Raw genomic sequence first — 12,074 nt, forward strand, 5'->3', positions numbered from 1 at the left:
GCAGGAGACTGCGATTGTGGCCGTTGTGGGAGCGAACGCCACAGGCAGCACGGCTCGAACTCCGCCGCTGCACGCCGGCCGGGGCGAACGGCGCCGTCCGGGTGGCTATCTCCGGAGCGTGGCCACCCTTGGTCGGAGAACCACCTCCGGCCACCGAAACGCCGCACGGTCACATCACGCGATCACGACAAGACACGCTCCAGACGCGGGTACCCGCACGCGTGTCGTCTGCCTTGAGGAGCTGGGCCCGGACGGGCCCGCCGCGCGCAGCGCGGACGCCTCCATGCTGGTCACCGCGCTGCTAGATGGCCAGAACGCTACCGCTGAAGCTCCACCCGGTTTTGCCCGCTGGTCCGGTCCCGGACGTCACCACCACGCTCATCAGTGAACCAAGATCGTTTCTTGCAGGGTTCCCTCGTGGAACGCACTATGGGCCCGCTAGCCTGGAATGCTGGATAATCCGCTTTTATGGACGCTCAGGAGTGCGCCGTGGCCGCAGCCGAGGACATCCCGACCGAGATCCATCACGACGTGCCCACGTCCGCACGCATCTACGGGTGGGCTCTTGGCGGCAAGGACAACTACGAGGCCGACCGGCAGTTCATGCTGCAGAACCTGCCGGAGTTCCCCGAGTTCATCGACCTCGCCCGGCAGAACCGGCTGTTCCTGTACCGGGCCGTCCGATACCTGGCGCAGGAGGTCGGTATCCAGCAGTTCCTCGACATGGGGTGCGGGCTGCCGACCAATGACAACGTGCACCAGGTCGCGCAGAGTTTCGTCCCCGACGCTCGCGTCGTCTACATCGACTTCGACCCGATCGTGCTCGTGCACGCCCGCGCGCTGCTGGCCGACGACGACTCCACCGCCGTGATCACCGCTGACATGTGCGATCAGGAGGCCATCCTCGCCCATCCGGACGTGAAACGCCTTATCGACTTCAGTGAGCCGCTCGCCGTGCTGTTCCTGTCCGTCGGCCACCACCTGCTCGACGCCGACAACCCGCGCCGCGTCCTGCGCACCGCCATCGACCGCGCCGTCCCTGGCAGCCATCTGGCGTTCACGCAGATCGTCTGCTCCGACCGCGAGCGCGCCGCCGAGATCGACGCCCGCTCGAACGGCGCCGGCCTTCGCTGGCGAACCCGCGACCGCGCCGAGACCGACGCGCTCCTCCCGCAGGGGCTGGAGGCCGTCGAACCGGGCCTGGTCGACATCGTCAACTGGCGTCCCGACCCGGCGCAGCCGCCGCTCGCGCCCGTCCCCGCAGAACTGCGGCCGTATGCGGGCGCGTCGGAAGTGGGACACGACCTCACCGAGTACGGCGGCGTCCTGCGCAAGCCTTAGCTGGCGTGGTGTCGAGCGCAGCATCAAACGGCCACCGCGCGGTACCGACCAGATCGCCCAGTCAGACAGGGGCGGCGCCCGGCCCGGCAGATCCCAGACCGGCCGCCATGGCAGTGCCGCGGCGGGGTGGGCGATCAACTCAACCTTGATCTGCACCGCACAAGCCGCCCCCCGCACAAGCCAGCAGGCGCCGGACGTTGTTGCCACATCGATGTCAGCGGCCACCACTGCCGGACGGGACCCGTGCGCGGCCAGTTCGTCCAGCATCTTGATCGCCAGCCGCCTGCTCGGGTCGGAAGGCGAGGGGCCAGCGAGGGCGGCGGGAGAGGGAGACCAGCCGGGCGGCGATTGTGTCCATGGTGGCATCGTCTGGATTCCAGCCTCGTCTCAGGAGTGCGGTCAGCAGGGCTTCGAGGTAGGGGACCGGGCGAGATAGGAGATCTTTGGTAACAGGGATGATCTCCCACTCCTGCCGTTTTCGAAGCCACTCGCGGCGGCGGTGGTCGTGGGCCCGCGCCTGCGGGCCGGTGTGGTGGCGTTCACCGTCGTACTCCATTCCGACGCGGAACCTCGGATAGCCGAGGTCCACGTAGAGATAGTGGCCGTAGGGGCCTATCACCGGGACCTGGGTGTGGGGGCGCGGGAAGCCCGCGTTGACCACCGCCATCCGCGTCCAGCTTTCACCGGGCGAGGCGGCGCCGCGGTCCCCGAGTCGGATGATCTCCCGCAATCGCCTGTTGCCCCGGTATCCGGGTAAGAATCGCGCCATCGTGGTGAGCTCTTCGGCGTTCACGCCGCGCCGGAGGAACTGATCGAGGGCGGCGACCGCTTCCGTGCGCGGCAGCCAACGGGCGCAGTCCAGCGCGGTGCGCGGCACGGACGTGATGCGCACATCGTGTTCATCCCGGACGTGCTCGGCTGAGAGTTCGACGGTGTCGGCGGTGATCGCGGGAGGGTCGGGAGCACTCTCGACCGGACCTGGAGTGATGAGCTCGACGTTCCAGTCGGACTCGTTCACTCCGGGCGGTAGGACGTCGAGCCCCCAGATCCATGCGGCGGTGCGACGGCCGACGACGACGTCCGCCGGAAGGATCCGGCTGAGTGCCGCTGCGCGTGCTCTGAGCGATGACCCCGTGGCCGGGGTGAAGTAGATCCCCGGGCCGGTGGGGACGACGGAACCGCTGGGGCCTCGCTGCCAGGTGATGCTGAAATCGTTCATGGCATTGATGGTGCTGCCCGGGCTTGGCCTTGGGGAGGGGGTGCGGGAAATGTGGATAACTTACGGTCGCTGGAGCGAGTAAGATCATCCTGATTGTGCCGGCAAATATTCCATTTCTATCAGCATTGGTAGGGGGTTGCGGCAATCGCGGCTGATGTCCAGGCGCCGATGCGTTCGATCAGGGCCGGTGACGCCGCCACTTCCGCGTGCCCGAATCCCGGCTCGACCCAGAGTTCGCGGGGGTCGCGCGCCGCCTCGTGCAATTGCCGTCCGTGCTCAAGTGGGAAGAACGGGTCCGCGTCACCGTGGACGATCAGGAGCGGCGCGGGCGCTATCCGTCCGACGACCTCGAATGGCGCTGCGGGGATCGGATCCCATCCTTCCGGCGCGACTCGTGTGCCTCGTGCCAGACGTACCGCCAAGCGTCCCACGGGCCTTTCGATCACCCAGTGCACACGCCGCATCGGAACTGTCCCGCGGTAGTACCAGCGGGCAGGGGCACTGACGGAGACGACCGCATCGACGCCACCGTGCAGGGCCGCGTGCCGGACGGCGGCGGCCCCGCCCATGGAGAATCCCGTGACGGCGATCCGTTCGTAGCCGCGCCGACGCGCGGCGGCGACCGCGGCCTCGATGTCGAGGACTTCGCGGTCGCCGACCGTCGAACGTCCCCCCGACCTTCCGTGACCGCGGAAATCGAGGCCGACGACGCCGCCGTACCGGTTGAGGACGTTGGCGATCCGCCGGAGCACCGGTTGCCGCCACGAGCAGGTGAACCCATGGGCGAGGACGAAGCACAGGTCGCCGGCGCCTTCGAGGTGCCCTGCGTCGATTCGGACGTCGTCGGTGGTGTACAGGGTGAGCGGCTCCGGAGTCTGCACGCCTTCAATGATGGTCCATCGTCTGACCTGGAGAACGGGCCCATCGGTCTGTTTCGCATACGTGGGCACTCGTTGTCACCCTGCGGCGCGATAGTGGTAGCCGCAGAACTCCTTGAACCCGGTCCGTTCGTAGAGGCGGAGCGCTACGGGGTTGTCACGCTCCACCTGGAGGTACAAACGGCCGGTTCCGTGCGCGCCGGCCCAGTGGGCAAGCGCGGCGAGCAAACCGCGGGCAGCACCCTTCCCGCGTGCTCTGGGGAGGGTGGCCATGCCGAACACCCCGGCCCAGCCCGTGTCGGCCACCGCGCGGCCCACCGCGACGACGTCGTTCTCGATCATCGCGCTGGCGTACGTACACGGCTGTTCGATTCGGTCCAGCATCTTCCGCTCGGCGCGAGGGTCCCCGCCATCACCGTGCACGGCGTGCCGCACCGCGAGCCATGGCCGGGTGGGACGCTCGTCCAAGCGGATCCGCAGCGCCCCGTGCGGCGTCCGATCCAGGACACGGCCGGTGGACGCGACCTGCAACGACATCAAGCTCTCGCGCCGGTACCCGCGCTTCGCCAGAAGCGCGTCGAGCCCGTCTGGACACGCCGGCGGGCAGATCTGGAAGCGCACGACTGTGCCGTGACCGGCGTAGAACCTCTCGGCCTGGGCGACTCTGCGCAGCAGTTCGTCCGCGCCTGCGTGGCCGTGCGGCAGTACCGTCCCCGCCCACCAGGCGCAACTGGGTGCCCGGCGCAGCCACCATCCTTCGGCCTCCTCAACATGGTCCGCGGGAAGGGCACGCGCCGCTCGTTCGAGCAGGCCCCTCACCATTTCCGGGTTGTCCACCAGTGAGGACACGTTTACACCCACACCTTCTCCAAGAACCGACAAACATCCGAATAGCTACGAGTCTGGCGTATCAGAGAAAGCACCTCTTGCAGTGCCAATGGAGTTCGCAGTGCCCGGGGCGGTTCGAGACGTTACCGAGGGGTTGGTCAGGGCTTGGCATAGGACGGAGCCTGAACAGTGTGGTTGCTGGGTAGATAGATCAACGTGTCGAAGGGGTTGGTTGTTCGACGGGCCCGAGCGTCAGGCTCGCTGGTATGGGCAGCGAAGATCGCGCGCTTCGGGTGAAGACCCGGAAAGAGTCCCCCGCTGAGACACTCCAGGGCGGGCGGAAGGTCGAAGCCTGTGCGGATGAGGAAGTCCGCGTCGCCGACAAGGTCCGGGGGCGGCAGAAGCCCCCGAGTCTCAACAAGAGCCCGAAGAGCTCACCGCGGGGCAAGGACCGGGGGCAGGGCACCGGTGTCAAGGCAACCAAACCGAAGGCAGGACGAAAATCACGCGCGGTAGTCGAAGCCGGCGTTGATCCGATGGTCGCGGACGAGCGTTCCGCACCGAGTGGCGGCGCCCGACGCAAGGGGCGTTCCCGCAGCAAAGGCGACGGGGCGCCTCGCGCGACCGAGGAGGCCGCGGGGGATCCCGTCGATGGTCGCGGTGGGGCCGAGCGACGGTACGCGGGCCGGGTTCGCCGGGGATGCGGAGCGTACGCGCGGGAGGCCATGATCTCCTCTGCGCGGGCTCATGAGCGGGCGGCCGTGCTGCTGGAACGGATGGCGGACGCCGATCCGGAGGAGGCCGAGGCGCACGTGCAGTCGGCCGCGCGGCAGCGGCGATGGGCGGCGAACGACCGTGAGCTGGCCGAGGAGTACGCGCCGGTCGAGTCCGGCTGAGGTGTTTGTCCTCGGGCGGGCGGCGGTGCAAGGTGTTGACGACGTCCAAAATGAGGAGCAGCGCCGTGGATCCGGAGACCTTGAGTACGACCCGCCGTTCGTTGCACGGGGTGGCAGAGCTGGTCCTCGCCGGACCCCAGTACCGGCAAAGCGGGACGATCCGGCTACGGATCGTCCCGGATGGCTTCGGGACGGTCGAGGCACCGGAGCTCCGGGTGAACGTGACGGAACTCGTGGCAGGTGACCGGACGGTGCCACTGAACGGTGCGACGTGCCGGGAGCTCGCAACGGCGACAGGCGGCGAAGCAGAAGCGGCGGACGTCTACGCGGAGAGCAGCGGGGTCGGGCCGGACGACACGCTGGCTGTGGACGCGGGTGCCGCGGCGTACATCCTGGAGTCCTTCGGACGGGGGCAGGACGCGTTGATCCGGTTCATGCCGGACGTGACGCCCGTGCTGTGGCCCGAACACTTCGACCTGGGAATCACCGTGGACGAGGTCAACTACGGCGTGTCGGCAGGCGATAGCTACCTCGGCGAGCCGTACGCGTATGCCGGTCCGTGGGAGGCGAGGCAGGGCGCGTTCTGGAACACCTCGTTCGGGGCGGCGCATCCCCTGCGGCTCTTGCCGGGCGACACGGGATTGCACGACTTCTTCGCGGAGGCGAGGGAACGGGCGGCGCAGGACCCCGTCCGGCGTTCCTGATCACGCTCGCGCAAGGATCGAACGGGGCGGGCAAGGACGGCTCTCGGATCGTTGGTCCGCTGCTCATCCGTGTCATGCCTGGCGCCGACGCGCGTGGGGACGCGGGGTCGCCGCCCGGATCAGGGTGAGATCAGTTCGTAGAGGTTGCCGCTGGAGTCGGAGAAGAACAGGCCCCGCCCGCCGAGCGGGTGACCGGTGTCGACCCGGCCGTTGTCGGGGTGGGCCGGGTCGTCGCCGTAGGGGATCTCCCGGCTCTGCAGGCGGTCGACGACCGTGTCGAAGGTCGCCGCGTCCACGTCGAAGGCCAGGTGGTGGCCCTGCGGGAAGGCGACCGTCATGAAGTCGAGGGTGAGCGCGTCGTTCACCCTGATCGGGATGAAGTGGCGCGCGTGGGGGTGTGGGCCCGTGCAGGCGAGGCCCATGACGCCCGCGAAGAACCGGGCGGCCTCGTCGTTGTCGGCGGCGGTCACGATCGTGTGGTTCAAGGTGATCGTCATTCGCGGTTTCCTTCCTTGAGCGCGCCGTGCAGGAAGACGTCCAGGTACTCCTCCAGGGAGGGGGCCGGCGTGTCGGGGCCGGCGGGCGGGCGCGCGCGGGTGAACGCCAGGCCCATGAACAGGCTCGCCACCTGCTCGACGGGCAGGCGGAGCCGGTCGTGTTCGGGTTCGAAGAGCGCGGCGATGGCGTCGCGTGTGCGGCGCATGGCGTCGTCGCGGTCGGGTTCGCGAGGTGCCCCCGTGTCCCTAGGACGGGCCGGACGGCCACGGCCGGTGGCGTGGAGGGCCCCCAGGACCATGCCCATGCGGGCCAGGTACGCCTCGATCGCGGCGGACGCCTCGGCCAGGCGGGCGGGCAGGGGCTGATCGAGCGGGACGGCCTCGATCTCGTTCAGGACGTGGTCGGTGCGCAGGGCCTCGGCCACGCAGGCGTCGAGCAGGTCGTCCTTGTCGGTGAAGACGCGGAAGATGGTCGCCTCGCCGATGCCGGCCGCGCGGGCGATCTGGCCGGTGGTCACCGCGGTGCCGTGCTCGGCGACGAGGGGGAGCGCGGTCCGGACGATCATCTCGCGGCGTCGCTCGGGGGACATCCCGGGGGCGCGTCGGCGGGTCATGACGTCCAGACTAAGGAGTGAGCACTCACTCCGTCAATATCGAAGTGAGGACTCACTCCGATCCTTGGGCGGGACTGGGATCGCCCGACTGATAACGTGCAGATCAAGCGTGTCCTGGAGCGAAGTCCGGTGCGAACCCGGCGCTGTCCCGCAACTGTGATGCCTCTCCCCCGAGTGGCCTAGCCAGGTCGCCTCCGCGCGCCGACGACCCTCGACCTCGTGGAAGGCGATCCGTCATGGGCGGGCCGCGCCTTCCCGGCAGCCAGGAGGCTCCTGTGAGACCCGTACGTGCCCTCGGCGCGGCCCTCGTCATCGGTGCGATGACGCTTGCGGCCGGTTGCGGCGGCGGTGACGATGATGGCAAGGCCGGGGGCCCGGCATCCGGCGGCAAGGCCGTCACCGTCCAGGCCGGCAACGGCGCGGTGACCATCCCAGAGCGCCCCTCGCGGATCGTGTCCCTGTCCCCCACGCACACCGAGACGCTCTTCGCGATCGGCGCCGGGCCACAGGTCGTGGCGGTGGACAGCTACTCCACCTACCCGGCCAGCGCGCCGAAGACGAAGCTGTCGGCGTTCAAGCCGAACGCGGAGGCGATCATCGGGTACAAGCCGGACCTCGTCGTCCTGTCCGACGACATGGACGGCATCGTCAAGGCGCTGGCGAAGCTGAAGGTCCCGGTCCTGCTGGAGCCGGCGGCGACGAACCTGGACGAGGTGTACGACGAGATCGGCGATCTCGGGCAGGCGACCGGGCACACGGCCGAGGCCGGGAAGGTCACCGACGGCATGCGGACCCGGATCCAGCAGACGGTCGCGGCGTCCTCCCAGGGCAAGGGCCGCAGCTACTACCACGAGCTGGACAACCAGTTCCACACGGTGACGTCCAAGACCTTCATCGGTCAGGTCTACGGCCTGTTCGGGCTGCGCAACATCGCCGATGAGGCGGACAAGGCGTCCGGCGGGTACCCGCAACTGTCGCGCGAGTACCTGCTCAAGCAGAATCCTGACTTCCTGTTCCTGGCCGACACCAAGTGCTGCGGGCAGAACGCCGGCGCGGTCGCCAAGCGGCCCGGCTGGGCGGAGCTGAAGGCGGTCAAGGAACGGCAAAGCGTTGTCGAGTTGGACGACGACATCGCGTCCCGCTGGGGCCCGCGCCTGCCCGAGTTCGTCAAGGCGATCGGTGACGCGATCCAGAAGTCACGGTGACGGCCGTCCGCCCGGGAGGACGGTTGTGAGGCCGCTCGACGCGCAGGCGCGGGCCGCCCGGTTGCGGGCGGTTCCGCTGGGGATCACCGCGGCGGTGCTGGCGGCGACCCTGCTGATCGGCCTGCTGGTGGGGGCGGCGGACCTGCCGGTCGGCGGGGTGCTGAAGGCGCTGCTCGACCGGGTCCCGTTCGTGCGCGTCGACTCGGGGCTCAGCGCGATCGAGGAGAACGTGCTGTTCCAGCTCCGCGTGCCGAGGGTGCTGATGGCGGCGCTGGTCGGCGGGATGCTCGCGATGGCGGGCGCCGGATATCAGGGGGTGTTCCGCAACCCGCTGGCCGACCCGTACCTGCTCGGCGCGGCCGCGGGCGCCGGTGTCGGCGCGACGCTGGTGATCGTGCTCGTCCCGGGCGACCCGGGGTACGGGGTGCCGCTGGCGGCGTTCGTGGGCGCGGTCTTCGGCGTCTTCCTGGCGTACGTGCTGGGCAGCACTGCCGGGCAGTGGAACGGCGCGGCGACGCTGGTGCTGGCCGGGGTGGCGGTGTCGTCGTTCCTCGCGGCGGTGCAGACGTTCCTGCAGCAGGTGAAGGCGGAGGAGTTGCAGCGGATCTTCTCGTGGATCCTCGGCGGTGTGGGCTCGGCGGACTGGCACCAGCTCGCGCTGGTCGCGCCGTACGCGCTGGTCTCGACGGTGGTCCTGCTCACGCACGGGCGGCTGCTGGACGTGCTGAGCGTCGGCGATGACGAGGCGGCGTCGCTCGGCCTGTCGGCGTCGCGGGTGCGGCTGGCGGTGCTTTTCGCGGCGTCGCTGGCGACGGCGTCGGCGGTGGCGGTGAGCGGGCTCATCGGGTTCGTCGGGATCGTGGTGCCGCATGCCGTCCGGCGGCTGGCCGGCGGCTCGTACCGGATCGTCCTTCCGCTGTCGCTGCTCGGCGGCGCGGCGTTCCTCGAACTGGCCGATCTCGTCGCGCGGACGGTGATCTCGCCCGGGGAACTGCCGCTGGGCGTCGTGACGGCGTTCGTCGGCGGGCCGTTCTTCGTCGCGGTGCTGCGCGCGAGCCGCCGGCAGGTGGAGGCGTGACGGTCGTGGTGCGCGACCTGGACGTGGCGCTCGGCGGGCGGCCCGTCCTGCGGGGCGTCTCGCTGGACGTGCCGGGCGGGTCATGGACGGCGGTCATCGGGCCGAACGGGGCGGGCAAGTCGACGCTGCTGCGCGCCGTCCTCGGTCTGCTGCCGTCGGACGGCGAGATCACCGTGGCGGGCGCCGACCTCGGGCGGTTGAAGCCGAGACAGCGGGCCCGCGCGGTCGCCTACGCCCCGCAGAACCCGAGCCTGCCGTCAGGCATGACCGTCTTCGACTACACGCTCCTGGGACGCTCCCCCTACATCCCTCATCTCGGACGTGAGGGAGCCCACGATCGGGCCGTCGCGTCCGAAGTACTCGACCGGCTTGATCTGACCGGTCTGGCAGGGCGTCCTCTGGACCATCTGTCGGGTGGTGAACGGCAGCGTGTGGTGCTGGCGCGCGCGCTGGCGCAGCAAACGTCCGTCCTCCTGCTGGACGAGCCGACCACCGCGCTCGATATCGGCCACCAGCAGCAGGTGATGGAGCTGGTCGACCAGCTCCGGCTGTCCGACGAGCTGACGGTGGTGACGACGATCCACGATCTGACGCTCGCCGGGCAGTACGCCGACGACCTGGTCCTGCTGTCGGAGGGACGGGTGGCCGCGGCGGGCGCACCGTCCGATGTCCTGACCCGCGAGGCGGTCGAGGAGCACTTCGGCGCACGCGTGCACGTCTTCCCCGGGCCCGGCGGGCGGCCCGTCCTCTCCCTGGAGCGCCCGTGAAGCTGGAGATTGTCTGGCGCGAGGAGGACGGCGCCCGCCTCGCCTCGACGGTGTGGCGGGCGGGCGGCGGGCGGCGCATGATCTCCTCGGCGATTCTCGGTGGCGGGATCGGCCCCGCGAACTGGGTGCTGAACGCGCAGGTCGCCGGGACCTACTCGCGCACCGATCCGGTCACGCACCTGGCGGAGCTCGCGGCCGCGCAGGGGCTGGACGGCCCCGGCGTCGGCCTGCTCACCGCCGCGCCGGTCGAGCGGACGGTGCGGCGGGACGACGGGGGCGTGCGCGTGGCGGCGACGGTGGGGCTGCGCGTGCCGACCTGGGCCGCCTCCCCCACCGGAGCCTCCGACCCCGAGCTTGCGCCGATCCACCTCGACGGCACCGCGCCGGCGGCGCCCCCGCCGCGTCCGGGGACCATCAACATCGTCGCCGCGGTGCCCGCCGCGTTGAGCGACGGCGCGCTGGTGAACGCGGTCCTCACCGCGACCGAGGCGAAGACGCAGGCGCTGCTGGAGGCGGGCTATCCCTGCACGGGCACCGCGTCCGACGCCGTCTGCGTGGCCGCCCTCGCGGACGGCGAGGAGGAGCCGTTCGCAGGCCCCCGCTCGACGTGGGGATCACGGTTGGCCCGCGCGGTGCACGCCGCCGTCCACGCGGGCGCGCTCGGCTACACCGCCCAGCTGCACGCCCTGGCGTACCGGCCGCCGCACCACCCCGGTGCGGTACGGCGGCCGGTTCAGGGCCAGTGCAGTGACGGTGGCCTCACCTCCTAGTGACTCAACTCACCTCAGCCGGAATTGGGCAGGTGGCGACCGTTGCGCCGCCGTGGATCGGCCGCCACGGGGGCGCCGTTGAGAGGTCCGAGCTGGTGCAGTCCCGTCGGCGGTTCCCGGTCGACGCCCGGATGCGGCGGGCCGGGCGCCTGCCGCGCGCCGGACGGACGGGTGAGCGCGTCGACCTGCCGTCGCGCGCGGTCGGCCTCGGCGCGGGCGGCGTCCCGCTCGGAGGTCAGCGCCTTGACGGCGGCGCGCAGCTCCTCTGCGATGCGTGACAGCTGCCAGTTGTGCTGTTCGAACTCGCTGGCCCGCGCCTGGATCTGGTCGCGGTCGGCGACGGCCTGCCCGCGCTTGGCCTCGGCGTCGCGGACGGCGGAGCGCAGGTCCTCGGCGGTGCGCAGCGCGATCTCGGTCTCGGCGCGCCGCTCCTCGGCGCGGGTCTGCGACTCCGCCAGCCGCGCGTGCAGGGCGACCAGTTCCGCGCGTGCCGATTCCAGCGAGGCGACCAGCTCGCCCTCCCGTGCGGCGACCCTGTTGCGGTCGCTCTCGGCGGCGAGCCGGGCCGCGGCGGACGCCTCGGCGACGTCCTCGGCCTCCTGGCATTGCTGCCGGACGGCCTCCAGCTCGGCGGTGGCGCGCCCGGCCTCGGCCCGGACCTCGGACATCTCGGACTCGGCGGATTCCGCGCGGGTGCGGGCCGTCGCGGCGTCCCGCCACGCGAGCTCGGCCTGCCGCTGCGAGGCGTCCCGTTCCCGCTGGGCGACGGCGATCTTCTCGGCGGCCTCGGCCTGGGCGTCCGCCACCCGCCGCTCGACCCCGGCGACGCTCAGTTCCGCGGTGAGCGACCCGGCGAGCCGATCGGCGACGCTCTCCAGCCGCTCGACCATCTCCCAGGTCCAGGCGACCTGGCCGGTGAGGCCGGGAGCGTCGCGCGCATCCTCACGGCCGGCGTGCGCGGCCCGCTCGCACCCGCCGCCGGTGTCCTGGCAGTAGCGGACGGTCCGGGCGCCGCGCACCGGCTGCGGTACGGGCCTTCCGCAGCCGGCGCACGGCCAGATCGCGACGGGTTCGCCTGCGGGGGCGGCCCCGTCGCGAGGTTCCCGGGCGGGCTCGTTCGCGCCCGCGGCGGGGTCGGGGACGATGGGAAGGTCGATCATCGTCGGGGAGGCGGGAGTCGGGGTGACGGTGTCGAACGGGGCGACCTTCTGGTCCTTCATGTCCCGTTGTACGCACGCGTCCCGCGGGACGTTCGACCGTTCCGGGGACGACTTTGC

General features: G+C 70.9%; 13 protein-coding genes. 7 read left to right on the forward strand and 6 right to left on the reverse strand.

Going from position 1 to position 12,074, the window contains the following annotated elements:
• Window positions 1–489: 489 nt before the first annotated feature.
• Entirely contained in the window at window positions 490–1,341 is an 852-nt protein-coding gene (locus tag AMA02S_RS25755; RefSeq protein WP_245667828.1) for an SAM-dependent methyltransferase, read from the forward strand.
• 214 nt (window positions 1,342–1,555) lie between these two features.
• Here AMA02S_RS25755 and AMA02S_RS25760 read toward each other — a convergent pair whose 3' ends face one another.
• From AMA02S_RS25760 to AMA02S_RS25770, 3 genes are all read right to left on the reverse strand, one after another.
• Window positions 1,556–2,560 (reverse strand): hypothetical protein, encoded by a 1,005-nt coding sequence (locus AMA02S_RS25760; RefSeq protein ID WP_067462293.1) that lies wholly within the window; start codon window positions 2,558–2,560, stop codon window positions 1,556–1,558.
• 119 nt (window positions 2,561–2,679) lie between these two features.
• Window positions 2,680–3,441, reverse strand: coding sequence for an alpha/beta hydrolase family protein (locus AMA02S_RS25765; protein WP_157430837.1), 762 nt, complete (start codon window positions 3,439–3,441; stop codon window positions 2,680–2,682).
• Window positions 3,442–3,516: 75 nt separating this feature from the next.
• Window positions 3,517–4,287 (reverse strand): GNAT family N-acetyltransferase, encoded by a 771-nt coding sequence (locus tag AMA02S_RS25770; protein ID WP_245667830.1) that lies wholly within the window; start codon window positions 4,285–4,287, stop codon window positions 3,517–3,519.
• Window positions 4,288–4,991: 704 nt separating this feature from the next.
• Here AMA02S_RS25770 and AMA02S_RS42165 point away from each other — a divergent pair.
• Window positions 4,992–5,162 carry a hypothetical protein gene (locus AMA02S_RS42165; RefSeq protein WP_157430838.1) on the forward strand — a complete coding sequence of 57 codons (171 nt, stop codon included), beginning with the start codon at window positions 4,992–4,994 and terminating at the stop codon, window positions 5,160–5,162.
• Between the two features lie 65 nt (window positions 5,163–5,227).
• Window positions 5,228–5,866 (forward strand): hypothetical protein, encoded by a 639-nt coding sequence (locus tag AMA02S_RS25775; protein WP_084265597.1) that lies wholly within the window; start codon window positions 5,228–5,230, stop codon window positions 5,864–5,866.
• 119 nt (window positions 5,867–5,985) lie between these two features.
• On the opposite strand, the gene AMA02S_RS25780 is transcribed toward AMA02S_RS25775, so the two are convergent.
• Together AMA02S_RS25780 and AMA02S_RS25785 are read right to left on the reverse strand one after the other, a co-directional pair.
• Window positions 5,986–6,363, reverse strand: a complete 378-nt coding sequence (locus AMA02S_RS25780) for a VOC family protein (protein WP_067462299.1) — start codon at window positions 6,361–6,363, stop codon at window positions 5,986–5,988.
• Window positions 6,360–6,977 (reverse strand): TetR/AcrR family transcriptional regulator, encoded by a 618-nt coding sequence (locus tag AMA02S_RS25785; RefSeq protein WP_245667831.1) that lies wholly within the window; start codon window positions 6,975–6,977, stop codon window positions 6,360–6,362. The genes AMA02S_RS25780 and AMA02S_RS25785 overlap by 4 nt, the downstream gene beginning before the upstream one ends.
• 275 nt (window positions 6,978–7,252) lie before the next feature.
• Here AMA02S_RS25785 and AMA02S_RS25790 point away from each other — a divergent pair, with 275 nt between their 5' ends.
• The 4 genes from AMA02S_RS25790 to AMA02S_RS25805 are packed head-to-tail and all read left to right on the forward strand — an operon-like array spanning window position 7,253 to window position 10,797.
• Entirely contained in the window at window positions 7,253–8,182 is a 930-nt protein-coding gene (locus AMA02S_RS25790) for an ABC transporter substrate-binding protein (protein WP_067462306.1), read from the forward strand.
• A gap of 25 nt (window positions 8,183–8,207) precedes the next feature.
• Window positions 8,208–9,260, forward strand: coding sequence for a FecCD family ABC transporter permease (locus AMA02S_RS25795; protein WP_084265598.1), 1,053 nt, complete (start codon window positions 8,208–8,210; stop codon window positions 9,258–9,260).
• Complete coding sequence (locus AMA02S_RS25800; protein WP_067462309.1) at window positions 9,257–10,027, forward strand: ABC transporter ATP-binding protein; 771 nt, start codon at window positions 9,257–9,259, stop codon at window positions 10,025–10,027. Before AMA02S_RS25795 ends, AMA02S_RS25800 begins: the two co-directional genes overlap by 4 nt.
• Before the next feature lie 2 nt (window positions 10,028–10,029).
• On the forward strand, window positions 10,030–10,797 hold the full coding sequence (locus AMA02S_RS25805; RefSeq protein WP_245667840.1) for an adenosylcobinamide amidohydrolase: 768 nt from the start codon (window positions 10,030–10,032) through the stop codon (window positions 10,795–10,797).
• Between the two features lie 14 nt (window positions 10,798–10,811).
• On the opposite strand, the gene AMA02S_RS25810 is transcribed toward AMA02S_RS25805, so the two are convergent.
• Window positions 10,812–12,017 carry a hypothetical protein gene (locus tag AMA02S_RS25810; RefSeq protein ID WP_067462315.1) on the reverse strand — a complete coding sequence of 402 codons (1,206 nt, stop codon included), beginning with the start codon at window positions 12,015–12,017 and terminating at the stop codon, window positions 10,812–10,814.
• Between the last annotated feature and the right edge of the window lie 57 nt (window positions 12,018–12,074).

Origin of the sequence: Actinomadura macra NBRC 14102, assembly GCF_001552215.1 — a bacterium.
Classification (GTDB): Bacteria; Actinomycetota; Actinomycetes; order Streptosporangiales; family Streptosporangiaceae; genus Spirillospora; species Spirillospora macra.